Origin of the sequence: Pseudoxanthomonas suwonensis (assembly GCF_010093235.1) — a bacterium.
Taxonomy (GTDB): domain Bacteria; phylum Pseudomonadota; class Gammaproteobacteria; order Xanthomonadales; family Xanthomonadaceae; genus Pseudoxanthomonas; species Pseudoxanthomonas suwonensis.
The window spans coordinates 1-22,339 of record NZ_PDWP01000007.1 but is presented as its reverse complement, the minus strand read 5'-3'; the positions used below and the strand labels follow the sequence as shown (position 1 = coordinate 22,339).

Sequence of the window (22,339 nt, the reverse complement as noted above, 5' to 3'; positions counted from 1 at the left end):
CAGGAAACACATGCAGACTGATCGGAAACTGGTGCGGATCCCGCGCATGCTCCTGGTGGCCGTGCTGGCACTGGCCATTTCCGCCTGTGCGGCATCCGGCGCACGGCGCGACGCCCAGCGGCTGTTCGAGGAAGGCGCCTACGCGGCGGCCATCGAGAAGTACCGGCTCGCGTCCGAGGCCGCCCCGGGCAACGTCCCGTACCGGCAGGCATACCTGACGAAACGGGCCGAAGCCATCACCCTGCTTTCCGGCAAGGCCGACGCGGCCATGGCACAGGGCGACCTGGTCGCCGCCGAGCGCGCCTACCGCACCATCCTGGAGATCGACACCGGCAACGCGCATGCGCGCGGCCGCATCCATGCGCTGGACCTGCGGCGCCGGCACGACCAGCAGGCGGCCAGGGCGGACGAACTGATCCAGGCGGGCGACTGGGACGAGGCACGCCGTCTGGTCGAGCTGGTCCTGCAGGAGGATCCGTCCAATGCGCGCGCGATGAATGCCCGCGACCGCATCCGCGCCCGCGACTTCGAACGCAACGCCTCCGGCGACGGCCTCGAGGCGCAGTTCCGCATGCCGGTCACGCTGGAGTTCAAGGACATCCCGGTGCGCGCCGTGTTCGACGTGCTCTCGCAGGCGTCGGGGATCAACTTCATCTACGACCCGGAAATCCGGCCGGACGCGCGGGTCACCGTGCAGCTGCGGAAGACGCCGCTGGACGAGGCGATCCGCATCATCGGCATGTCCACCCAGCTCGAGACCATGGTCATCAACGCCAACTCGATCCTGGTGTTCCCGAGTACGCCGCAGAAGATCAGCGAGTACCGCCAGCTGAGCGTGCGGAGCTTCTTCCTCGACAACGCCAAGGCCAGCACGGTCGCCGAGACCATCAAGACCATCCTCAAGACCGAAAGCCTGGTGGTCGACGAGAACCTCAACATGCTGATCATGCGCGATACGCCGGATGCCATCCGCCTGGCCGAGCGCCTGGTCCAGCTGCACGACACCAGTGCGCCGGAAGTGGTGCTGGAAGTGGAGATCCTGGAGGTCAACCGCACCACGCTGCGCGAGATGGGCGTGAACCTGCCCAAGGAGATCGGCGTGTCGGTGAGCGCCGACCAGAGCACGTCGGCCTGGCAGACGGTCGACGAACTGCGCGGGATCAACTCCTCCAGCCTTTATGCCAACGTTCCCAACGCCAGCATCAAGCTGAACGAGTCGACCACCAACGCCAGCATCCTCGCCAACCCGAAGATCCGGGTGCAGAACCGCGAGTCGGCCAAGATCATGATCGGCGACAAGGTGCCGGTGATCACCTCGACCTCGACCTCCACCGGCTTCGTGTCCGAGACGGTCAACTACGTCGACGTGGGCCTCAAGCTCGAGGTGCAGCCCACGATCTACGCGTCCAACGAAGTGGCAATGAAGGTCAACCTCGAGGTCAGCCACCTGGTCCGCGAGATCCAGACCCAGTCAGGCACGCTGTCGTACCAGATCGGCACCCGCAACGCCGAGACCGTGCTGCGGCTGCGCGACGGCGAGACCCAGATCCTCGCCGGCCTGATCAACCAGGAGGACCGCCGCACCGGTGCCGGCCTGCCGTGGCTGACCCGCTTCCCGGTCCTCAACCGCCTGTTCGGAACCCGCCGCACGGATGCGCAGGACACCGAGATCGTGCTGTCGATCACCCCGAGGCTGGTGCGCGGCGTGGTGCGCGCCGACCTGGCCGACATGCTGTTCGAGAGCGGCACGGCGGTCCGCCTGGGTGCGCGTGCGCTCAGTGCGCGCTCGGACATCGACGCCGTGCAGCCCGCGGCGACGGCGCAGCCGTCCGCGCCGCCCACCATCGTCCAGCCAACCGTGACCCCCCTCGGCACCGAACCGCCCGCGGCCATCCAGCCGATCCCGCAGGCCACGCAGTCGCAGGCCCCGGCACGGACGCTGATGGGCTGGAGCGCGCCGCGCGAGGTGCGGGTGGGCGAGCAGTTCACCGCGGTGCTGAACATCAGCACGATGCAGGCGCTGGAGCAGGTGCCGCTCATGCTGGGCTTCCCGCCGCATGTGCTGCAGGTGGTCTCGGTGGAGGAGGGCAGCTTCATGAACCAGGGCGGCGGGCAGAGCAGCCTGGTCCAGCAGGTCAACCTCAGCGAAGGGAAGATCAGCGCCACCCTGACCCGTCGCGGCAGCGCCGTTTCGGGGCAGGGCGCCCTGCTCAACGTGACCTTCCGCGCGTTGGCCGCCAGCGAGGGCGCCGCGCTGACCATCCTTTCCGCACAGGGCATCCCGGAGAGCGGTCCGGTCACGACCGTGGATGCCAGCGTGGTCGTGCGCTGATGATGCGACGGAGCAGCCATGGCTTCAGCTTCATCGAGCTGATCGCCTGCCTGGCGATCAGCTCGCTGCTGCTCATGATCGCGCTTCCGGTCGCCGAGACCAGCGTCAAGCGCACCCGCGAGGGCGAGCTGCGGCGATCGCTGCTGGAGATCCGGCAGGCGATAGACCGCTACAAGGAGGCCGCGGACGCCGGGCGGATCCAGCTAGAGGTCGGCGCCAGCGGTTATCCGCCGGACCTGCAGGTGCTGGTCGACGGCGTGGTCGACCAGGCCAGCCCTTCGGGCAGGAAGATGTATTTCCTGCGGCGCATACCGCGCGACCCGATGTACCCGGGACGGGCGGAGGACAATGGGCAGACCTGGGGCCTGCGCAGCTACGCCAGTCCCGCCGACGCGCCGGAGGAGGGGGACGACGTGTTCGACGTCTACAGCCTGGCCGCCGGCGTCGGCCTCAACGGCGTTCCTTACCGGGACTGGTGAATGGACAGGTATCCGGCAAGCAAGGGCTTCAGCCTGATCGAGCTGATCGTCGTGGTGGCGATCGTATCGGTGCTGCTGATGGTGGCCTATCCGCGCTACCAGGCCTCCGTCGATCGCGCCGAGACCACGGCGCTGCTGTCCAACATCCAGCAGTTGCGGATCGCGCTCGACCGCTACTACGAGGACAAGGGCAGGTATCCGGATTCCCTGCAGCGCCTGGTGGACGACCGTTACTTGCGCGCCCTGCCGGTCGATCCGGTCACCGGACGCAGTGACACCTGGATCTTGGTCACGGCGAATGCCGAACAGGGTTCGGGCATCGTGGACGTGCGCAGTGGCGCCCACGGGAGCAATGCCGGAGGCGTTCCATACCGGGACCTGGAGCCATGAAGCGGCAGGGCGGATTCACCTACCTCTTCCTGCTCTTCACCATCGCCATCGTCTCGGTGGGCCTGGTGGGCGCCGCCTCCGTCCACCATTACACCGAGCGGCGCCAGGCCGAAGCGGAACTGCTGAGGATCGGACGGGAGTTCCAGGCCGCGCTCGCCAGCTACCGGGCCGTCGGCAGCACCCGCGAGCTCCCGCTGACGCTCGAGGAACTGCTCGAGGACGAGAGGGGCGGAGTACTGCACCGCCACCTGCGGAAGATCTACCGCGATCCCGTCACCCGCGAAGCGGAATGGGGGCTGGTACGGGTCGGCGGCAGGATCGTCGGCGTGCATTCGCTATCGACCGCACGGCCGATCAAGGTCGCGGGTTTCCATCCAGGCGAGGAGCATCTGGAGAACGCCAGGTCCTACGAGGAATGGCGCTTCATGGTGGTGCCGGACCAGCCCGGCCTGCTGCCGGGAGCGCCTCAGAGGCCGGGACACCTGTAGTCGACCATCGGGCCATCCAGGCGGCGGGATTCCTGGGCCTTGTGGCGGGCGATGGCCGCATCCAGCTGTTCCGGCGCCCCGGTCCAGTACAGGGCGATGTTTCCGCCGGAACGCCTGGAGAGCGTCGCCAGGAGCCGGTCCCGGGGCAGGTCGCCATGGCCCAGGACGATGGTGCGGCCGTTCTTCGAGGTGCCACCAGCGGCGATGGCGTGCTTCTTCAGGATCGCGGAAAGCCCGTCAGAGTGGGCGACCACGCGGTCCTGCCCCGCGGCCAGGGCCGCCGCGACCTCGACATCGGTGAGGCGGCTCGCATCGAGCGCTTCCGTGCGGCGCTGCGACTGCGCCCAGGCGGCGATCCCGCCATCGATGACCTTGAAGTCGCGCAGGCCGTAGCGGTGAAGTCGTTCGCACAGCACCAGCGCGTCCGCACGCAGCCGGCCGCCGTCGTAGACGACAAGGCTGGAACCGCGGGCATTCGGCAGGCTCTGCAGCGGCAGGTTCTCCGCGCCAGGGATATGCAGCCTGGAATACTCGGCACGGTCGCGGACATCGACCAGCCTGGCGCCCGCCCCGCAGGTCCAGCAGGGCGCCGGCGGGGTGGCGGGGGAGGGGGCGTCGGCCGCCTGGCAGGTGGCCGCATGCACGCCGCTCCACCACATCGCAGCGAGCAGGGCCGCGACGACGCGCGTGCGCGTCCGCGTCCTCGGATGAATCGTGCAGGAGCCCTTCCCCCGGTACCAACACATGCGACATCCCCTATCGCGCCGAACCCAGCGTGCGGATTCTACGATACGGGCTCGCGCGAACCTGGCTGCTGGGGGCAGGAGGTCGTGGGCGCGGGGCAGGGAGGATCGCCGACTCGAGCAGCGACTGTTGTCATCGCTTCGATTGTGTACATCAGCATGGCCACACGGTGAATCTCGTCACAGTTCATCTACGTAACCGAACCGTGGCTGAAGTCGGGTTCTGGCGTGAACGGAAAACATCGTTATATTCCGAGCTCCCAGACGAAGGAGGATAGGAATGTCCCGTACCAAGCTAAATCTGGCGATGGCGCGTATGGTCGGTGTGGCGATCGTTGCCACCGTCGGTCTTGCCGGCTGCGCCACCTACAAAGAAGAGTTCGCGACGATCAACTCGCGTCTTGACCAGCTCGACACCCGGGTGCAGAACGCCGCCCAGAGCGCCGAGTCGGCCAACCAGTCCGCCCGGCAGGCCAACCAGCGCCTGGACCAGATCGAGAGCCGCGTGCAGGCGCTCGAGGCCGCGCCGCGCCGCCAGCCGCGCGGTTGATCGACCGCTTGTGCTGTTCCTGAGGGGACAGCATCAAGCCCTGACCCGGTGGCCGGCAGGCCACCGGGTTGTTTGCCCCAGTCAAGTCAGGGAGTTCGTCCCATCATCAAGTGCATGAGTCCCGCGTCCCGGGCCGCTCGCGGCACGCTGGCGCTGGCCTTGGCGTTTGCGCTTCCGTTCGTTGCACACGCCGAGGGCGACGCCCGCGAGCAACCTGCGGCCGCCGTTGACCAGATCCCCGAGGGCCAGGACGTATCCGACACGGTGATCGACCTGGCGGGCTGGATTGTCGCGACCGGCGACAGCCATGGCTATCCATTTGCAATCATGGACAAGGACGCCGCGCAGATCCTGGTGTTCGGCGGCGACGGCCGCTTGCGTGGTGCGGCGCCTGCGCTCTTCGGTTCGGCGGTCGGCGACCACATCGCTCCCGGCATCGCCGGCCTGGCGTTGCGGGAGATTCCGGGCAAGGACCGGACCACGCCGGCCGGGCGCTTCATCGGCGGATTCGGGCCTTCGCTCGACGCCGGCCGCGTGTTGTGGGTCGACTACGACTCGAGTGTCTCCATCCATCCGCTGGCCACCAACGTACGCTCCGAGCGGCGCCCGGAACGGCTCGCATCGCCGGAGCCGGACGACAACCGTGTCACCCACGGCTGCATCAACGTGTCGCCCGATTTCTACGAACTGGTGATCGAGCCGACGTTCGAACGCGGCGGCGTGTTCTACATCCTGCCGGACACGAAGCCGCTGGCGGAGGTATTCCCGGAGTTCGTGCAAAGCCGCGGAACCGCGCAGGGCGAAGACGGAAAGCGCGCCAAGCGTCGGCGCCAGTGATCTTCGGTGCTTGCCGCTGACGCTGTAGCCAGGCGCGCCAGGACAGTCGGGATACCAGGACGGGTGTCCAGCTGGACAGCCGAGGCCGACTGCAATCCGATGTGGGAGGCGGGCCGGGAGTAGCCGGACGGTCGGTCCGTCGTCCGTCCATGATTTCGCATAATATGGATTATGTTCAATCAGGGCCAGGCCACATGGCGCAGCTACCGGTCCGATCCTTGCGCCATGACCGGTCTAATACCGGCATGCCTCCGCCACCTCGCGATCCAGCCGCCGGCGCAATTCCATCGAGCGCTTGCCGATGGATTCGTTCCTGAGGATCGTCTCCCGGCGACGGCGCGCGGTTTCACAGCGACGGTCCGCCGCCGTGCTTGAATCGATGTGTCGGGAAGCCGTCGCCCGGTGGTTGTAGCCCTCACGGGTGCTGGAGCCGCGGACCGGCCTTCCGGCGTCCAGCATGGGCAATCGTTGCGGTGTGGGTGGCGCGTATTCGCCGTGGTCCCAGATTCCGGCCAGCTCGCTGTCCCCGGCGCACGGGCTGGACTGGTACGAGACCTGTCCAGCGCTGACACATTTGTAGACCTGCTGGGCAGGCGCGGCGACCGGCATCCACGCCAGCGCGCCGATGAAGAGCATCCTGTGCATTCCATGTCTCCGCTGCGCTTCCTTGCCCGCGGAGGCCACCTAGCCTCCCGGCTGCAGCCACCGGTATGTATACAACCCCAGCGCGGTCATGCCCAGCGAGCCGAACAGGTGCAGTCCGGCGCCCAGCAGCGCCGCACCGTACTGCTGGCGGCCGATCTGCTGGGCGATCTCCGCTGAAAACGTCGAGAACGTCGTCAAACCGCCAAGCAGCCCGGTGACCAGGAACAACCGCCATTCCGGGGCGAGGCCGGGGCGGGACGCGATCCACGCCAAGGCCAGTCCGATCAGGTAGCCGCCGGCCAGGTTGGCCGCCAGCGTGCCCAGGGCCACGGGGCCGCGACCGCTGTTGAGCCATGCGGCAAGACCCCAGCGCATCCAGGCACCCAGGGCGGCGCCGGTGCCAACGGCAATAAGGCCACGCAACAGGTCCATCAACGTCCCCAGTGCCTCGAAGTACCGGCCAGGCCGCCGCGGATCAGGTCAGCCACCCTTGCCCGCCTCCGGTCCGGAACGGCCGCTGCGCCTGCGCGCTTCCTCGCGGGCCGAGCGCAGTCGGTCCAGCTTCTCCTTGAGCCTGATCTCCAGGCCCCGCTCGACCGGACGGTAATAGACGCGTTCGCCCATGGCGTCGGGGAACCCGGTCTGGTCCAGGGCCACGCCGCCCTCGGCGTCATGGTCGTACTGGTAGCCCTTGTTGTAACCCAGCTGCTTCATCAGCTTCGTCGGCGCATTGCGCAGGTGCATGGGTACCTCGGCCGTACCGTATTCGTGGACGTCTGCCTTGGCGGCGTTGTACGCGGCATACGCCGCGTTGGACTTGGCGGTGCTGGCCAGGTAGATGGCGACCTGCGCCAGGGCCAGGTCGCCCTCCGGGCGGCCCAGGCGCTCGAAAGGGTCCCAGGCATCGATGGCCATCTGCAGGGCGCGCGGATCGGCCAGGCCGATGTCCTCCACTGCCATGCGGGTCAGGCGCCGGGCCAGGTAGGCCGGATCGCAACCGCCGTCGAGCATGCGTGCCAGCCAGTACACGGCGGCGTCCGGATTGGAGCTGCGCACCGACTTGTGCAGCGCCGAGATCTGGTCGTAGAACTGCTCGCCGCCCTTGTCGAAGCGACGGGTGCGGTCGGCCAGCACCTGCAGCAGGGTCGATTCGGTGATGCGGCCGCCCTCGTCGGCGGCCAGCTCGGCGGCGATCTCCAGCAGGGTCAGCGCACGGCGCACGTCGCCATCGGCGGCCGAGGCGATCTCGCGCAGGGCGCCCTCTTCCACCGCGATCCCCTGCCCTCCGAGTCCGCGCTCCTCGTCCTCGAGCGCACGCTTGAGCGCGGCGACGATGTCCTCGGCCGAGACGGCTTCCAGCACGTGCACGCGGCAGCGCGACAGCAGCGCGGAGTTGAGTTCGAACGAGGGATTCTCGGTGGTCGCGCCGACGAACACGATGCTGCCGCGCTCGATGTGCGGCAGGAACGCGTCCTGCTGGGTCTTGTTGAAGCGGTGGACCTCGTCCACGAACAGGACGGTGCGGCGCCCGGCGTCGAAGCGCTGGCCGGCCTCGGCCAGCACCTGGCGCACCTCGGGCAGGCCGGACAGGACCGCCGAGATGGCGCGGAACTCGGCGTCGGCGTACTGCGCCAGCAGCAATGACAGGGTCGTCTTGCCGCAGCCAGGAGGACCCCAGAGGATCATCGAGTGCACCCTGCCCCCCTCCACGGCGCGGCGCAGGGCCGAACCGGGGGCAAGCAGGCGACGCTGGCCGACCATCTCGTCGAGGTTGCGCGGCCGCATGCGTTCGGCCAGCGGGCGCAGGGCCTCCTGGCGGGCGGGATCTGCGGGCGTTTCCGGGGCGAGGGCCAGCAGGTCCTGCTCGGCGGAGGTGCGACGGGTGCGGCTCATGCGCCCATGATAGAGCGCCGGCACCTCACTCCGCGCATGCTCCGGCCAACACCGTGGGGCTTACTCGCCGACGACGTCCACGCCCTTGCCGGGAACGAACTTGAAGGTGCCGGCGGCGAAGGACGGATTGCGCTTCCAGGCATCGAAGCGGATCTCGGTCTTCTGGCCGACCAGGTCGACCACCTGCATCCGGCTCAGGCCCTGCGGGCCGAAGCCCAGCCGCGCCATCTGGAAGCTGGCCTCGGTGTCGATCTTCGGGGTCAGGGTCAGCCACTGCAGGCCTTCGCTGGGGACGGCCTCCTCGCTGACGTCGAACTGGCGGTCCAGGCGGGCCGGCTCGAACAGCGCCACCAGCGGGCTGTTGCGCTCCTCCTCGCCCTGTGCCTTGACCGTGGCCTGCTGCAGGTCCGGTTCGTAGACCCACACCTTCTGGCCGTCGGCGACGATCAGCTGGGCGAACGGCTTCTTGTACTCCCAGCGGAACAGGCGCGGCGCGGAGACCGCGACGATGCCGCTGCTGCGTTCCTTGCTGCGGCCGTTGGCATCGAACACCTGCTGCTCGAAGCTCCCTTCCAGGCCCTTGAGTCCGCCGGTGAAGCGGTTCAGTTCGTCGCGCGCGCCGGCGAAGGCCGGGACGGCAAGGGCCAGGCCGAGGCCAAGGGCGGCAAGGCGGGCGAAACGGGAACTCGGACGCATGGTCATCTCGCGTAGCAGGAAAGCTGGAGCGAAGTGTGGCGCGGGAAACCTGAACAGGCGGGCATCGGATCCCGAGGCCCTGCCCCGTCCGGTCAGTCGCGTGGCGGCGGTGGTGCCAGGACGCTGCGGTCGCCGTTGTGCTCCGGTGCGCTGACCACGCCGGCCGCTTCCATCGCCTCGATCAGGCGCGCCGCGCGGTTGTAGCCGATCTTCAGCCGGCGCTGCACGCCGGAGATGGAGGCGCGGCGGGTCTCGGTGACGATGCGCACCGCCTCGTCGTACAGCGGGTCGGATTCGTCGCCGCCGCTGCTGCTGGTCTCCGGCAGGCCGTTGGCGCCGACCACCACGCCGTCGCCCAGCGTCTGTACCTCGTCCAGCACGCCGTCGACGTACTCGGCCTTGCCGCTGGCCTTGAGGTGCTCGACGACGCGGTGCACTTCGTCGTCGCTGACGAACGCGCCGTGGACGCGCTCGGGCATGCCCGTGCCCGGCGGCAGGTAGAGCATGTCGCCGTGGCCCAGCAGGGTCTCGGCGCCGGACTGGTCCAGGATGGTGCGCGAGTCGATCTTGCTGGAGACCTGGAAGGCGATGCGGGTCGGGATGTTGGCCTTGATCAGGCCGGTGATCACGTCCACCGACGGACGCTGCGTGGCCAGGATCAGGTGGATGCCGGCGGCACGCGCCTTCTGCGCCAGGCGCGCGATCAGCTCTTCCACCTTCTTGCCGACGATCATCATCATGTCGGCGAATTCGTCGATGAAGATGACGATGAACGGCAGCGGTTCCAGGGGGCGCGGCGCCTCGCCCAGTTCCGGGTTCGGCTTGAACAGCGGATCCATCAGCGGCTGGCCGGCGTCGATCGCGTCCTTGACCTTCTTGTTGAAGCCGGCCAGGTTGCGCACGCCCACCGCGCTCATCAGCTTATAGCGGCGCTCCATCTCCGCCACGCACCAGCGCAGGCCGTTGGCGGCCTCCTTCATGTCGGTGACCACCGGCGCCAGCAGGTGCGGGATGTCCTGGTAGACGCTCAGCTCGAGCATCTTCGGGTCGATCATCAGGACCCGCAGTTCCTTGGGCGTGGCCTTGTACAGCAGGCTCAGCACCATGGCGTTGACCGCCACCGACTTGCCCGAGCCGGTGGTACCGGCCACCAGCAGGTGCGGCATGCGCGCCAGGTCGGCCACCGTCGGCCGGCCGGCGATGTCCTTGCCCAGGGCCAGGGTGAGCGGGCTGGCGGACTTGTCGTATTCCTTCGAGCGCAGCAGCTCGGACAGGAAGATCATCTCCCGGCTGGTGTTGGGGATCTCCAGGCCGATCACCGACTTGCCCGGGATCACGTCGACCACGCGCACCGACTTCACCGACAGGCCGCGGGCGATGTCCTTGTCCAGCGAGCTGATCTGGCTGACCTTCACGCCCGGCGCCGGCTCCAGCTCGAAGCGGGTGATCACCGGGCCCGGATAGGCGCCGACCACCTGCACGTCGATGCGGAAGTCCTTGAGCTTGAATTCGATCTGCCGCGAGAGGACTTCCAGGGTCTCCTCGGAATAGCCCTTGGCCTGCGGCTTGGGATCGTCCAGCAGCGACAGCGGCGGCAGTCCGTCCGGGGTGCCGCCTGCACCCTGGAACAGCGGGATCTGGGTCTCGCGCTTGGCGCGCTCGCTCTTCTCCACCACCGGCGGTGCCGGCGGTTCGATCCGCACCGGCTCGCGCCTGGCCTGGCGCACGGCCTCGGTCTTGCGGACCTCCTCGCGCTCCTCGCGCATCTCGCGGGTGCGCTTCCACTCCTCGGCCTGCTGGGTCTTGCGCCGCAGCAGCTCGGGCATGGCCAGCACCCATGCGCCGATCCTCTCCATCACCCAGAACCAGGACAGCCCGGTCGCCAGGGTGATCGACACCAGCAGCAGCACGACCAGGAACAGGTTGGCGCCGAGCGGACCGAAGCCCGCGCCCAGCGACTTGCCCAGCAGCTGGCCGATCACGCCGCCGGCGCGGGCGACGTCGTGCACGTAGGCCCCGAACAGGCGCACGTGGAGCAGCCCGGTGGCGCCGAACAGGAAGCCGAAGGGGCCAACCAGCCGCAGCGCGGGACCGAGCTCGTCCTCTTCGCCCAGGCCGAACAGCGCGATCCACGCTACCGCGCCGAGCACCACCGGCAGCAGGAAGGCCGCGTAGCCGAACAGGTGGAGCAGCACGTCGGCGATCCAGGCGCCGGCCTTGCCGCCGATGTTCTGGATGGGCGCGACCACGCTGCCGCTATGCGCCCAGCCCGGATCGGCGGGCGAATAGGTGAACAGGCACGCCAGCAGGTACAGCAGCCCCGGCGCGATCACGATCAATGCCGGGTCCCGCCACAGGCGCTGCCGCCCGGGGCTGGCGGCGCTTGCCTCGCGCGCCTTGCCGCGGGTGGACTTGCTGCGTTCCGTCAATGCCTTGGCCACGTTGCTCCGCAATCTTGAACTGGCTGCAGGAATCCTGCGTTAGGCATTGATCTTAAACGAATCTGCCTGCCCATTCATAGGAAACCGTGCAGCACCGGGCCGCGACCTGCCGATCGCGCCGCCGGAACTGTTTGCCTTGATTCGCTTCTGCCCGGCCGCCACTCTATGCGCGGCCCCTCGGGCCCCCTTCTTTATCCGAACGACTATACATGACCGCCACCAAGCACTCGCGCCTGCTCATCCTCGGTTCCGGCCCCGCCGGCTGGACCGCCGCCGTCTACGCCGCCCGCGCCAACCTCAAGCCGGTGGTGATCACCGGCCTGCAGCAGGGCGGGCAGCTGATGACGACCACCGAGGTGGACAACTGGCCGGGCGACGCCCATGGCCTCATGGGTCCGGACCTGATGGCCCGGATGCAGGCCCATGCCGAGCGCTTCGATACCGAGGTCGTGTTCGACCACATCCATACCGCGGACCTGTCGCAGCGGCCGTTCCGGCTGGTCGGCGACAGCGCCGAGTACACCTGCGACGCGCTGATCATCGCCACCGGCGCCACCGCCAAGTACCTGGGCATCGAGTCGGAGGAGAGGTTCAAGGGGCGTGGCGTGTCGGCCTGCGCCACCTGTGACGGCTTCTTCTACCGCGACCAGGACGTGGTCGTGGTCGGCGGCGGCAACACCGCGGTCGAGGAAGCGCTGTACCTGTCCAACATCGCCCGCAAGGTCTACCTGGTCCACCGCCGCGACACCCTGCGCGCGGAGAAGATCATGCAGGACAAGCTGTTCGCCAAGGTCGAAGCCGGCAAGATCGAGCCGGTATGGCACCACACCGTCGACGAGGTGCTGGGCGACGATGCCGGCGTGACCGGCGTGCGGGTCAAGTCGACCCTGGACGGCAGCACCCGCGAGATCGCCGCCCACGGCTTCTTCGTGGCCATCGGCCACCAGCCCAACACCGGCCTGTTCGAGGGCCAGCTGGCGATGGACAACGGCTACATCACCATCCGCTCGGGCCTGGGCGGCAATGTCACCGCCACTTCGGTCGAGGGCGTGTTCGCCGCCGGCGACGTGGCCGACCAGCACTACCGCCAGGCGATCACCTCGGCCGGCTTCGGCTGCATGGCCGCGCTGGACGCCGAGCGCTACCTGGACAAGGGCGCCTGAGGCGGTCCATGGACGCCGGACGCTGCTTTCGCGGTGGCGTCCGGCTGGCCGCGCGCACTGCCTGCGCTCCGGCGGCGGCATGAGCGACAGGCTCCGCCAGCGAGTGCTCGACCGGCTGGACGCGGTCCCCGCCGCCATCTGGGATGCCCTGCACGGGGGCGACAACCCCTTTGTCCTGCACGCCTTCCTCGACGGCCTGGAGCGCCACGGCTGCCTGCGCGCCGGATGGGGCTGGACCCCGCGCCACCTCACCCTGTGGGACGGGGATGAACTCGTCGCCGCGGCCCCTGGCTACCTGAAGACCAATTCCCACGGCGAGTTCGTGTTCGACCACGCCTGGGCACGCGCATACGCCGGGCACGGCCTGGAGTACTACCCCAAGTGGCTGTTCGCCGTGCCCTATTCGCCGGTCACCGGGCCCCGGCTGCTGGCGCGCGATGCCGCGGCACGCCGGGCCCTGGTGCGGGCAATGGCCGGGCGGGCGCAGGCCGACGGGCTGTCCTCGGCGCACGTGAATTTCCATTCCGCCGGGGAGTCGGTCGCGTTCGACGGGGACTGGCTGCAACGCACCGACATCCAGTACCACTGGCACAACCCGGGGCACTGGCGCGCGTTCGACGACTATCTGGCGGACATGGACCACCGCCATCGCAAGAACATCCGCCAGGAGCGGGCAAAGGTGTCGCGCGCCGGGGTGGCGTTCCGTCGCCTGCACGGCGACGAGGCCGGCCCGGCCGAGCTGGACGCGATCCACCGCTTCTACCTGCAGACCTTCCTCGAGTACGGCAACGCGCCGACGCTAACCCGGGATTTCATTGAATATCTTGCGCGAACAATACCGCGCAACCTATTGATGATACTTGCCTATCTGGACGGGGAGCCGGTGGCCGGAGCGCTCTGCCTGCGCGGCGGCGACACGCTCTACGGGCGCTACTGGGGCAGCGACGTCACCCTCCCGGGCCTGCATTTCGAGACCTGCTACTACCAGGGCATCGAGTACTGCCTGGAGCAGGGACTCACCCGTTTCGAACCGGGCGCCCAGGGCGAGCACAAGCTGGCCCGGGGCTTCCTCCCCGCCCTGGTGCACAGCCACCACCACGTGGTCGATCCCGTATTCCGCCAGGCGTTGCGGGAATGGTGTGCGCAGGAGCGGGACGCAGTCGCCCGCCATGCGCGCACCCGGGCCCGCCATGGCCCGTTCCGCACCCCCGGGCAGGACTGATGGCGCATCCCCGCTTCCCCCGTATCCTGGGGCCGGACGACCCCTTCCCTCCCGCCACGGAGGCCCTGCGCGAGCCCGACGGACTGTTGGCGATCGGCGCCGACCTGTCGCCGGAGCGCCTGCTGCAGGCCTATGCGCAGGGGATCTTCCCCTGGTATTCCGACGGCCAGCCCATCCTGTGGTGGAGCCCCGACCCGCGCATGGTGTTCCGTACCGACGCGGTCCACCTGTCCAGCCGCTTCCGCCGCCAGCTGCGCCGCTGCGACTGGCGGGTGCAGGCCGATACCCCCTTCGATGCGGTCCTTGCCGCCTGCGCCGCCACGCCCCGCCCCGGCCAGGACGGCACCTGGATCCTCCAGGAGATGCAGGCCGCCTACCGCCGCCTGCACCGCCTGGGGCACGCGCATTCGGTGGAGGTGTTCGATGGGGACGGCAGGCTGGTGGGTGGCCTGTACGGAGTGGCGGTGGGGCGGATGTTCTACGGCGAAAGCATGTTCAGCGCATGCTCCGGCGGCTCCAAGGTGGCGCTGGCGGCGCTGGCCAGCCGCCTGCACGGCTGGGGCTGGCCGTTGCTGGATGCCCAGGTCGAGAACCCGCACCTGGTGTCCCTGGGCGCCGAGCGCTGGGAGCGGACGCGCTTCCTGGCGGCGGTGCGGGAGCTGGCCGCCAGTCCCGGCCTGGCGGGGAGCTGGACCGCCGCATTCGGGGTCCTGCAGGCGTCCGATCTGGCCGCCTGAACCGGCTGTTTTGCGCCGGAGCGGCTTCTCGCGTAAAATTGCCGCCTTTAACGCCCTGCCCGCGCATATCGGAAACGCATGTCGAAAGACGATTCCATCGAGTTCGAAGGCACCGTCATCGAGACGCTGCCCAATACCACCTTCCGGGTCCGCCTGGAGAATGGGCACGAGATCATCGCGCACATCTCCGGTCGCATGCGCAAGAACTACATCCGCATCCTCCCCGGCGATCGCGTCAAGGTCGAGATGACCCCCTACGACCTGACCAAGGGACGCATCACGTATCGCATGAAGTGAGCGGCCCGCCCGTGCCTCCTGGCACGTGGCCCGGCTCCCACGGAAAAGGCGGCCTCCGGGCCGCCTTTTTTCATGCGCGCGATCCGGGCTTCGCCATCGGCCGGGATGCACGCGAGGGATGGGTTCATTGCATGCAACACCATCGGCGCCTTGATCGCCAGTGACTATGGTCATTGTCACCACAGGCAGGTCCGTACGGATCGCCGCATGCGTAGTCTGCGCGCCAGGTCCAATGAGGACCGCAAAAACAGATACTGGATCGTCATGAACACCAAGCATTTGATCCTGGCCGCCCTGCTGTCCGGCGCCGCCTTCAGCGCCAACGCCGCCAACAACTCGCTGGCGAGCTGCACCGACCTTGGTGCCGACCGGGAAATCGTGCGTGCCGGTAGCGCCCGCACCATGGCGCTGCGCGACGGTGATTCCCATTACCTGGTGAGCTTCCGTAGCGACTGCGGCTCGCTGACCACCACCGGCTCGCTGAAGATCATCGGCGAGGGCACCGAGGATCGCCTGTGCCCGAGCAACACCGTGGTCCGCACCAAGCGCGACGAATGCCAGGTGCAGTCGGTCAAGCCCATCAGCGCCGACGACTTCGCCAGCCGCAAGCGCCGCGCCCGCTGAGGTTGCGCCGTGGCGCCCGCTCCGGCGGGCGCATCCGGCAAGGTGGCGGCAGGCATTGCCGCCACTTTTTTTCCTGGGCCCGGCCATGCCGGGCCTTTTCACGTCGCCTCAGACCGTCGCCGGCAGCAGCTTTTCCGGCTCGGACTGGGCCTCGACCACCAGCTCGCCATCGACCACGTCGATGTTGACCCGGCCGCCGTTGACCAGCTTGCCGAACAGCAGCTCGTCGGCCAGCGGGCGCTTGATCCTGTCCTGGATCACGCGTGCCATCGGGCGGGCGCCCATCAGCGGGTCGAAGCCGTGCTGGGCCAGCCACTCGCGCGCGTTCGGCGACGCGGTCATGGCCACGTGCTTCTCGTTGAGCTGCATCTCCAGCTCGATCAGGAACTTGTCCACCACCCGCAGGATGTGGTCGAAGCCCAGCGGCTGGAACTGCACCACCGCGTCGAGGCGGTTGCGGAATTCCGGGCTGAAGCTGCGGCGGATCACTTCCATCGCGTCGGTGGAGTGGTCCTGGCGGGTGAAGCCGATCGAGCGCCGCGAGGCCTGGGCCGCGCCGGCGTTGGTGGTCATCACGATCACCACGTTCTTGAAGTTGGCTTCCCGCCCGTTGGTGTCGGTCAGCACGCCGCGGTCCATGACCTGCAGCAGGATGTTGAAGATGTCCGGGTGGGCCTTCTCCACCTCGTCCAGCAGCAGCACGCAGTGCGGGGTCTTGACGATCTTCTCGGTCAGCAGGCCGCCCTGGTCGAAGCCGACGTAGCCCGGCGGCGCGCCGATCAGGCGCGACACCGAGTGCGGCTCCATGTACTCGGACATGTCGAAGCGCACCAGCTCGATGCCCAGCTGCAGGGCCAGCTGCCGGGTGACCTCGGTCTTGCCCACGCCGGTGGGACCGGCGAACAGGAAGTTGCCGATCGGCTTGTCCGGGTTGCCCAGGCCGCTGCGCGCCAGCTTGATCGCCGAGGCCAGGGTCTCGATGGCCGGGTCCTGGCCGAAGATCACCATCTTCAGGTTGCGCTCCAGGGGCTGGAGCACGTCCTTGTCGGTGGCGCTGACCTGCTTGGCCGGGATCCGCGCCATCTTGGCGACGATGGTCTCGATCTCCTCGACGTCGATCAGCTCCTTGCGCGAGCCTTCCGGCAGCAGGCGCTGGCGGGCGCCGGCCTCGTCGATCACGTCGATGGCCTTGTCCGGCAGCCGGCGGGCGCCGATGTGCTTGACCGACAGGTCCACCGCGGCCTGGATCGCCTCGTCGGCATAGGTCACGCCGTGGTGGGCCTCGTACCGGGCCTTCAGGCCCTGCAGGATCTCGTAGGCCTCGCCCACGGTCGGCTCGACGATGTCGATCTTCTGGAAGCGGCGGGCCAGCGCCCGGTCCTTCTCGAAGATGCCGCGGTATTCCTGGAAGGGGGTCGAGCCGATGCAGCGCAGCTCGCCGGAGGCCAGCGCGGGCTTGATCAGGTTCGAGGCATCCATGGTGCCGCCCGAAGCCGAGCCGGCGCCGATGATGGTGTGGATCTCGTCGATGAACAGGATCGCGCCGGGGATCTTCTTGACCGCGGCCAGCACGCCCTTCAGGCGCTTCTCGAAGTCGCCGCGGTACTTGGTCCCGGCCACCAGGGCGCCCAGGTCCAGGGAGTAGATGATCGCGTCGGCCAGCACCTCCGGCACCTCGCCGTCGACGATGCGCTTGGCCAGGCCCTCGGCGATGGCGGTCTTGCCCACGCCGGCCTCGCCCACGTATAGCGGGTTGTTCTTGCGGCGGCGGCACAGGACCTGGATGGTGCGCTCGATCTCGTCGGCGCGGCCCACCAGCGGGTCGATCTTGCCGGCCCGGGCCTGCTCGTTGAGGTTGGTGGCGTATTCGGTCAGGGCGTCGGTCTTGCCCTCGCCCTCGCCGCCTTCCGCGCGCCCTTCCCCGTCCGGGGCGCCGGCGCCCTGGTCGGATTCCTCGCCCAGCTTGGCGATGCCGTGCGACAGGTAATTGACCACGTCCAGGCGGGTGACGTCCTGCTGGGTCAGGAAGTAGACCGCGTGCGAATCCTTCTCGCCGAAGATCGCCACCAGCACGTTGGCGCCGGTGACCTCCTTCTTGCCCGAGGATTGCACGTGGTAGACGGCCCGCTGCAGCACCCGCTGGAATCCCAGGGTGGGCTGGGTATCGCGGCCGTCATCCTCGGCCAGGCGCGACACGGAGGCCTCGATGGCCTGCTCCAGGTCGTTGCGCAGGCGGTCGAAATCGGCGCCGCATGCCCGCAGGACGGCCTGGGCGGACGGGTTGTCGAGCAGGGCCAGAAGCAGGTGCTCGACCGTCATGAACTCATGACGGGCTTCGCGTGCCCTCTTGTAGCACTGGCCGATGGTCTGTTCGAGGTCTTTGCTGAACATGGCTCGCTCCGGCGGTTTGCCAACAATATGCGGCCTGTCACCGGCAATTCCAGCGTGCCGGCGCAACGCCGTGTTCAGCCGGCGGCAGGCCGGCAACCGGGCGGGGTCCCCCCGCGCATCAGGCCTTCTCCATCGTGCACAGCAGCGGGTGCTGGTTCATGCGCGAGAACTCGTTGACCTGGGCTACCTTGGATTCGGCCACTTCGCGCGTGAAGACCCCGCAGACGCCGCGCCCGCGGGTATGGACGTGGAGCATGACCTGGGTGGCGCGTTCCAGGTCCAGGCCGAAGAACTGCTGGAGCACGAGCACCACGAAGTCCATCGGGGTGTAGTCGTCGTTGAGCAGGATCACCTGGTACATCGGCGGCGGGGCAATCTCCGGCCGGCCGGTGTCGACCATGGTGCCGTGTTCGTGCTCGTTCTCGTGGCGTGGGGTGCTGGACATGCGCTGATTATAAGGGCGCGACCGCGACGCGGGCCCGGTCGCGGCGCGCGCGATGGACGCCGCCGCCGTGCCTGCCGGACAATTCCGGATCCCGATGCCGGTTGCCCGGCGCCACCGACACGGACACGCATCCGATGAGCCATTGGCACCCCCATGTCACCGTCGCCAGCGTGGTCGCCCGCGAGGGACGGCTGCTGCTGGTCGAGGAGCGGATCGACGGGCGACTGGTGCTCAACCAGCCGGCGGGCCACCTGGAGCCGGGCGAGAGCCTGGCCCAGGCCGCGGTCCGCGAGACCCTGGAGGAAACCGGCTGGGACATCCGCCTGGACGCTTTCATCGGCTGCTACCAGTGGCAGGCGCCGGATGGCAGCGACTACCTGCGCTTCGCCTTCGCCGGCACCGCCCTGGCGCACCATCCGGAACGCACCCTGGACGAAGGCATCGAGCGCGCCGTGTGGCTGTCCCCGGAGGAACTGCTGGCCGAATCCACGCGCCACCGCAGCCCGCTGGTGTGGCAGGTCGCAGCCGACTGGCTGGCCGGGCGGCGCCAGCCGCTGGACCTGGTGCGCCAGCTGTGAGCACGCACCCGCGCACCGTCGTCGGCGTGTCCGGCGGCGTGGACTCCTCCGTCGCCGCCCTGCTGCTGGCCCGCGCCGGCGAGCCGCTGGCCGGACTGTTCATGCAGAACTGGGACGACGACGGCAGCGGCGAATGCCGCGCCGAGGAGGACCGGCGCGACGCGGTGGCCGTGTGCGGCCGGCTGGGCATCCCGTTCCACTTCCGCGACTTCTCGAAGGAGTACTGGGCCGGCGTGTTCGAGCACTTCCTGGCCGAGTACGCCGCAGGGCGCACGCCCAACCCGGACGTGCTGTGCAACCGCGAAGTGAAGTTCAAGCACTTCCTGGACGCGGCCCGCGAGCTGGGCGCCGAGCGCATCGCCACCGGCCACTACGCCCAGGTCGCCCATGAGGGCGGGCGCTGGCGACTGCTGCGCGGCGTCGACCGCGACAAGGACCAGACCTATTTCCTGCACCAGCTGGGGCAGGAGCAGCTCGCCGCGACCCTGTTCCCGATCGGCCACCTGCCCAAGGCCGAGGTCCGCGCGATCGCCCGCGAGGCCGGATTGCCGACCCATGCCAAGAAGGACTCCACCGGCATCTGCTTCATCGGCGAGCGCGACTTCCGCGAGTTCCTGGGGCGCTATCTGCCGGCACAGCCCGGCGAGATCTGCGATCCGCACGGCGTGCGGGTCGGCACCCACCCGGGCGTCTTCTACTTCACCCTGGGCCAGCGCGAGGGCCTGAACATCGGCGGCGTGCGCGGGCGCCCGGCCGCGCCCTGGTACGTGGTCGGCAAGGACGTGGCCACCAACATCCTGTACGTGGACCAGGACCGCGACAGCCCCTGGCTGATGTCCACCACGGTGCAGACCGAGGCCATGCACTGGGTCGAAGGTGCGCCGCCGGCGGCGGAATTCGGGTGCGCCGCCCAGGTCCGCTACCGCCAGCACGAGGAACCGTGCCGGGTCCGGGTGCGCGGCGATGGCACCCTGTCGGTGCGCTTCGAACGGCCGCAGCGGGCGGCCACTCCCGGCCAGTCGCTGGTGCTCTACGACGGCCAGGCCTGCCTGGGTGGGGCGGCCATCGCCTCCACCGATGCGCCGGTGCCGGGACAGCGCGGCGGGGCCGCCGGCTAGAATACGGGCATGGAAAATCCCCACAGCGATCGCGTGCTGGCACTGGCCGGCCTGGCCCAATCCCTGCAGCAGGTGCGGCGCATCGCCGAGACCGGACACAGCGACACCGGTTCCGCCCAGCCCGTGCTGGACAGCGTGTTCCGCATCGATGCCCCCTCGGCCGCGGCCGTGTATGGCGGCGTTCCTGCCCTGGCGCCGGGACTGCGCCTGCTCGACGCCTACCTGGCCAACCGTGCCGACGATCCGCTGCTGCCGCGCCTGGCCCTGGCCACGGTGCAGCTGGAGCGCCGTTTCTCCTCCGAGCCGGCGACCCTGCAGGCCGTGGCCAACGGCCTGGCCGGGATCGCGCCGAGGGCGCAGGAGCTGGGCAGCACCCACCCGGAGGTGCTGGCGGCCCTGGGCAGCCTCTATGCGGACACCATCAGCCACCTGCGGCCGCGGATCATGGTCCAGGGCAACCCGCACTACCTCGGCCAGCCCGGGGTCGTGTCGGAGATCCGGGCCCTGCTGCTTGCCGCGGTGCGTTCGGCCATGCTCTGGCGCCAGCTCGGCGGCGCCCAGTGGCACCTCCTGTTCGCGCGCAGGGCCATGGCCGAAGCGGTGCGTCTCCACCGCAACTGAGCAGCAGTTCGCACTCGGGCATGTCCGGTTAAAGGCAAGGGCCGTGCGGCCGATACTGCGAACGAGGTTCCGCAGAGATCACCCATGGACTCCCGCTTGTTCTTCCGCATGGCCGCACCGCTGGTGCTGACCCTCCTCGCTCCCATCGCGATCGGCTTCGACTGGCCGGCCCCGATGCGCTGGGCGATCCTGACCACCCAGACGCTCAGCTGGTTCGGCTTCGCCGCCTGGCTGCTGCTGCGCGGCCCGGCTCCGTCGGCGCCGTCGCGGGAACATGCCCGCGTGGTCCGCGAGCAGGAACAGCTGCTTGGCGAACTGCGCAGTTTCGTCGGCAAGGAAATCGAGGGCTCGCGCAGCGAGATCGAGCGTGCCCGCGAACTGATCCGCCAGGCCGTCGCCGGCCTGGGCGGCAGCTTCGACGCCATGAACCGCAAGTCGCGGCAGCAGAGCCAGGCCATGGCCCGGCTCATCGCCGACCAGGACGGCAACGGCGGCGTCGACGTCGCCCGCTTCGCCCAGCACGCCAGCTCCCGCATGGAGCAGCTGGTGGAGGCCCTGGAGCAGGTCGCCGGCCAGAGCACGACCACGGTGCAGCACATCGACCAGATGGCCCAGCACCTGGACGGCATCTTCGCCCTGCTGGAGGACGTCAAGTCGATCGCCGACCAGACCAACCTGCTGGCGCTGAACGCGGCCATCGAGGCGGCCCGCGCCGGCGAGGCCGGTCGCGGCTTCGCGGTGGTGGCCGACGAGGTCCGCAACCTGTCCGAGCGCTCGACCACGTTCAACGAGCAGATCCGCAAGCTGGCGCACAGCTCCAAGGACGCCATCGCCAAGGTGCGCGAGACCGTGACCCACATGGCCTCCCGCGACCTGGACCGCTCCCGCGAGGCGCGCGCCGAGGCGGCGCAGATGCTGGCGAACGTCGCCGCGATCAACGCTTCCCTGGGCGACGGCATGCGCGAGATCTCCGAGTGCGGCCGCGCGATCGACGGCTCGGTGGCCGAGGCCGTGCGCGCCCTGCAGTTCGAGGACATCGCCACCCAGGCGCTGGGCGGTGCCCATGTCCACCTGGACCGCCTGGACGCGATCAACCGCGAGGCCATCGCCCTGCAGGAGCTGCTCCAGCGCAACAACGGCAACGATGACGCCGAACTGCTGAGCGCCCTGCAGAAGCTGGGCAAGCGCCTGAACGAGCTGCGCAGCGACTGGGAGACCCCGCCGCACAAGCCGGTCACCCAGCAGGGCATGGGCGCAGGCACGGTGGAGCTGTTCTGAGCCCCACCCGTCCGACTCCCGACGCAGGCCCCGGCGCGATGCCGGGGCCTGCTGCCGTGCAGGCTCCCGAATTCCCGGCCTCACGGACGACGCTGATGGCCCGGCTGGAAGCCATGGCCCTGCAGGAACTGGCCTGCGCTGTACCCTTGGCGGACGACACGCCGCCTGCCGCGCCCCTGCTGACATGCATGGACTGGGACCTTGGCGTCCCCGGTGCGGCGGGGGCTCCCCCCGCCGCCCCCACCGCGGACCACACGGCCGGGCCTGCGGGTGCCGCCGAGCCCCCCCCCGGCAGGCCCGGCGCTTTATCAACATCTCCGCTGCCGAGGCACCCCACCGGTTGTATACCGACGGGCGGGGACCCACGCTAA

Annotated in this window: 23 protein-coding genes; 15 read left to right on the top strand and 8 right to left on the bottom strand. The window is 69.1% G+C overall.

The annotated features are described in order from the left end of the window. The first annotated feature begins 10 nt into the window (after positions 1–10). From CSC68_RS04475 to CSC68_RS04460, 4 genes are read left to right on the top strand one after another with little or no spacing between them, the layout of a single operon-like run. Entirely contained in the window at positions 11–2,332 is a 2,322-nt protein-coding gene (locus CSC68_RS04475; protein ID WP_162202338.1) for a secretin N-terminal domain-containing protein, read from the top strand. Next, entirely contained in the window at positions 2,332–2,811 is a 480-nt protein-coding gene (locus tag CSC68_RS04470; RefSeq protein ID WP_211365686.1) for a type II secretion system protein, read from the top strand. The genes CSC68_RS04475 and CSC68_RS04470 overlap by 1 nt, the downstream gene beginning before the upstream one ends. Further along, positions 2,812–3,201, top strand: a complete 390-nt coding sequence (locus CSC68_RS04465) for a type II secretion system protein (protein ID WP_162202337.1) — start codon at positions 2,812–2,814, stop codon at positions 3,199–3,201. Then, positions 3,198–3,689 (top strand): type II secretion system protein, encoded by a 492-nt coding sequence (locus CSC68_RS04460; protein ID WP_162202336.1) that lies wholly within the window; start codon positions 3,198–3,200, stop codon positions 3,687–3,689. Before CSC68_RS04465 ends, CSC68_RS04460 begins: the two co-directional genes overlap by 4 nt. Here CSC68_RS04460 and CSC68_RS04455 read toward each other — a convergent pair. Beyond that, positions 3,668–4,333, bottom strand: coding sequence for a rhodanese-like domain-containing protein (locus tag CSC68_RS04455; RefSeq protein ID WP_162202335.1), 666 nt, complete (start codon positions 4,331–4,333; stop codon positions 3,668–3,670). The two genes, CSC68_RS04460 and CSC68_RS04455, sit on opposite strands and share 22 nt — an antisense overlap. A gap of 379 nt (positions 4,334–4,712) precedes the next feature. On the opposite strand from CSC68_RS04455, the gene CSC68_RS04450 reads away from it, so the two are divergent. Then, the gene (locus tag CSC68_RS04450) at positions 4,713–4,982 is read left to right on the top strand and encodes a hypothetical protein (protein WP_162202334.1); all 270 of its coding nucleotides are present in this window, start codon (positions 4,713–4,715) and stop codon (positions 4,980–4,982) included. 153 nt (positions 4,983–5,135) lie between these two features. Next, a complete protein-coding gene (locus tag CSC68_RS04445) occupies positions 5,136–5,819 on the top strand; it encodes a hypothetical protein (protein ID WP_162202421.1) in 684 nt (227 codons plus the stop codon). Positions 5,820–6,053: 234 nt separating this feature from the next. Here CSC68_RS04445 and CSC68_RS04440 read toward each other — a convergent pair whose 3' ends face one another. The 5 genes from CSC68_RS04440 to CSC68_RS04420 form a co-directional block, all read right to left on the bottom strand. Further along, entirely contained in the window at positions 6,054–6,455 is a 402-nt protein-coding gene (locus CSC68_RS04440; protein ID WP_246193443.1) for a DUF4124 domain-containing protein, read from the bottom strand. A 48-nt stretch (positions 6,456–6,503) separates the two neighbouring features. After that, complete coding sequence (gene crcB, locus CSC68_RS04435) at positions 6,504–6,896, bottom strand: fluoride efflux transporter CrcB (protein ID WP_162202332.1); 393 nt, start codon at positions 6,894–6,896, stop codon at positions 6,504–6,506. Between the two features lie 48 nt (positions 6,897–6,944). Continuing rightward, positions 6,945–8,357, bottom strand: a complete 1,413-nt coding sequence (locus tag CSC68_RS04430; RefSeq protein ID WP_162202331.1) for a replication-associated recombination protein A — start codon at positions 8,355–8,357, stop codon at positions 6,945–6,947. A gap of 60 nt (positions 8,358–8,417) precedes the next feature. After that, positions 8,418–9,053 carry an outer membrane lipoprotein periplasmic chaperone LolA gene (lolA, locus tag CSC68_RS04425; RefSeq protein WP_162202330.1) on the bottom strand — a complete coding sequence of 212 codons (636 nt, stop codon included), beginning with the start codon at positions 9,051–9,053 and terminating at the stop codon, positions 8,418–8,420. Between the two features lie 92 nt (positions 9,054–9,145). Then, a complete protein-coding gene (locus CSC68_RS04420; RefSeq protein WP_162202329.1) occupies positions 9,146–11,494 on the bottom strand; it encodes a DNA translocase FtsK in 2,349 nt (782 codons plus the stop codon). Positions 11,495–11,703: 209 nt separating this feature from the next. Between CSC68_RS04420 and trxB the strand changes: the two genes are divergently transcribed. The 5 genes from trxB to CSC68_RS04395 all read left to right on the top strand — a co-directional run bounded on the left by trxB (position 11,704) and on the right by CSC68_RS04395 (position 15,537). Continuing rightward, positions 11,704–12,657, top strand: a complete 954-nt coding sequence (trxB, locus tag CSC68_RS04415) for a thioredoxin-disulfide reductase (RefSeq protein WP_162202328.1) — start codon at positions 11,704–11,706, stop codon at positions 12,655–12,657. Positions 12,658–12,736: 79 nt separating this feature from the next. Then, entirely contained in the window at positions 12,737–13,879 is a 1,143-nt protein-coding gene (locus CSC68_RS04410; protein ID WP_162202327.1) for a GNAT family N-acetyltransferase, read from the top strand. Further along, the gene (gene aat / locus CSC68_RS04405; RefSeq protein WP_425501203.1) at positions 13,876–14,616 is read left to right on the top strand and encodes a leucyl/phenylalanyl-tRNA--protein transferase; all 741 of its coding nucleotides are present in this window, start codon (positions 13,876–13,878) and stop codon (positions 14,614–14,616) included. Before CSC68_RS04410 ends, aat begins: the two co-directional genes overlap by 4 nt. 78 nt (positions 14,617–14,694) lie before the next feature. Further along, the gene (infA, locus tag CSC68_RS04400; RefSeq protein WP_162202325.1) at positions 14,695–14,913 is read left to right on the top strand and encodes a translation initiation factor IF-1; all 219 of its coding nucleotides are present in this window, start codon (positions 14,695–14,697) and stop codon (positions 14,911–14,913) included. A gap of 264 nt (positions 14,914–15,177) precedes the next feature. After that, entirely contained in the window at positions 15,178–15,537 is a 360-nt protein-coding gene (locus tag CSC68_RS04395; RefSeq protein WP_162202324.1) for a hypothetical protein, read from the top strand. 108 nt (positions 15,538–15,645) lie between these two features. On the opposite strand, the gene clpA is transcribed toward CSC68_RS04395, so the two are convergent. Together clpA and clpS are read right to left on the bottom strand one after the other, a co-directional pair. Beyond that, on the bottom strand, positions 15,646–17,928 hold the full coding sequence (gene clpA, locus CSC68_RS04390; protein WP_162202322.1) for an ATP-dependent Clp protease ATP-binding subunit ClpA: 2,283 nt from the start codon (positions 17,926–17,928) through the stop codon (positions 15,646–15,648). A 118-nt stretch (positions 17,929–18,046) separates the two neighbouring features. Then, on the bottom strand, positions 18,047–18,373 hold the full coding sequence (clpS, locus tag CSC68_RS04385) for an ATP-dependent Clp protease adapter ClpS (protein ID WP_162202320.1): 327 nt from the start codon (positions 18,371–18,373) through the stop codon (positions 18,047–18,049). A 134-nt stretch (positions 18,374–18,507) separates the two neighbouring features. On the opposite strand from clpS, the gene CSC68_RS04380 reads away from it, so the two are divergent. The 4 genes from CSC68_RS04380 (at position 18,508) to CSC68_RS04365 (ending at position 21,968) form a co-directional block, all read left to right on the top strand. Further along, positions 18,508–18,951 (top strand): NUDIX hydrolase, encoded by a 444-nt coding sequence (locus CSC68_RS04380; protein WP_162202319.1) that lies wholly within the window; start codon positions 18,508–18,510, stop codon positions 18,949–18,951. After that, positions 18,948–20,069 carry a tRNA 2-thiouridine(34) synthase MnmA gene (mnmA, locus tag CSC68_RS04375; RefSeq protein ID WP_162202318.1) on the top strand — a complete coding sequence of 374 codons (1,122 nt, stop codon included), beginning with the start codon at positions 18,948–18,950 and terminating at the stop codon, positions 20,067–20,069. The genes CSC68_RS04380 and mnmA overlap by 4 nt, the downstream gene beginning before the upstream one ends. A gap of 9 nt (positions 20,070–20,078) precedes the next feature. After that, positions 20,079–20,690 carry a high frequency lysogenization protein HflD gene (hflD, locus tag CSC68_RS04370; protein ID WP_162202317.1) on the top strand — a complete coding sequence of 204 codons (612 nt, stop codon included), beginning with the start codon at positions 20,079–20,081 and terminating at the stop codon, positions 20,688–20,690. An 84-nt stretch (positions 20,691–20,774) separates the two neighbouring features. Continuing rightward, positions 20,775–21,968, top strand: coding sequence for a methyl-accepting chemotaxis protein (locus CSC68_RS04365; protein WP_162202316.1), 1,194 nt, complete (start codon positions 20,775–20,777; stop codon positions 21,966–21,968). Positions 21,969–22,339 lie beyond the last annotated feature (371 nt).

Coding starts and splice junctions, on each gene's coding strand:
- CSC68_RS04475 (WP_162202338.1), top strand. CDS start 11: ATGCAGACTGATCGGAAACTGGTGCGGATCCCGCGCATGCTCCTGGTG.
- CSC68_RS04470 (WP_211365686.1), top strand. CDS start 2,332: ATGATGCGACGGAGCAGCCATGGCTTCAGCTTCATCGAGCTGATCGCC.
- CSC68_RS04465 (WP_162202337.1), top strand. CDS start 2,812: ATGGACAGGTATCCGGCAAGCAAGGGCTTCAGCCTGATCGAGCTGATC.
- CSC68_RS04460 (WP_162202336.1), top strand. CDS start 3,198: ATGAAGCGGCAGGGCGGATTCACCTACCTCTTCCTGCTCTTCACCATC.
- CSC68_RS04450 (WP_162202334.1), top strand. CDS start 4,713: ATGTCCCGTACCAAGCTAAATCTGGCGATGGCGCGTATGGTCGGTGTG.
- CSC68_RS04440 (WP_246193443.1), bottom strand. CDS start 6,455: ATGCTCTTCATCGGCGCGCTGGCGTGGATGCCGGTCGCCGCGCCTGCC.
- crcB (WP_162202332.1), bottom strand. CDS start 6,896: ATGGACCTGTTGCGTGGCCTTATTGCCGTTGGCACCGGCGCCGCCCTG.
- CSC68_RS04430 (WP_162202331.1), bottom strand. CDS start 8,357: ATGAGCCGCACCCGTCGCACCTCCGCCGAGCAGGACCTGCTGGCCCTC.
- lolA (WP_162202330.1), bottom strand. CDS start 9,053: ATGCGTCCGAGTTCCCGTTTCGCCCGCCTTGCCGCCCTTGGCCTCGGC.
- trxB (WP_162202328.1), top strand. CDS start 11,704: ATGACCGCCACCAAGCACTCGCGCCTGCTCATCCTCGGTTCCGGCCCC.
- CSC68_RS04410 (WP_162202327.1), top strand. CDS start 12,737: ATGAGCGACAGGCTCCGCCAGCGAGTGCTCGACCGGCTGGACGCGGTC.
- infA (WP_162202325.1), top strand. CDS start 14,695: ATGTCGAAAGACGATTCCATCGAGTTCGAAGGCACCGTCATCGAGACG.
- CSC68_RS04395 (WP_162202324.1), top strand. CDS start 15,178: ATGAACACCAAGCATTTGATCCTGGCCGCCCTGCTGTCCGGCGCCGCC.
- clpA (WP_162202322.1), bottom strand. CDS start 17,928: ATGTTCAGCAAAGACCTCGAACAGACCATCGGCCAGTGCTACAAGAGG.
- clpS (WP_162202320.1), bottom strand. CDS start 18,373: ATGTCCAGCACCCCACGCCACGAGAACGAGCACGAACACGGCACCATG.
- CSC68_RS04380 (WP_162202319.1), top strand. CDS start 18,508: ATGAGCCATTGGCACCCCCATGTCACCGTCGCCAGCGTGGTCGCCCGC.
- hflD (WP_162202317.1), top strand. CDS start 20,079: ATGGAAAATCCCCACAGCGATCGCGTGCTGGCACTGGCCGGCCTGGCC.
- CSC68_RS04365 (WP_162202316.1), top strand. CDS start 20,775: ATGGACTCCCGCTTGTTCTTCCGCATGGCCGCACCGCTGGTGCTGACC.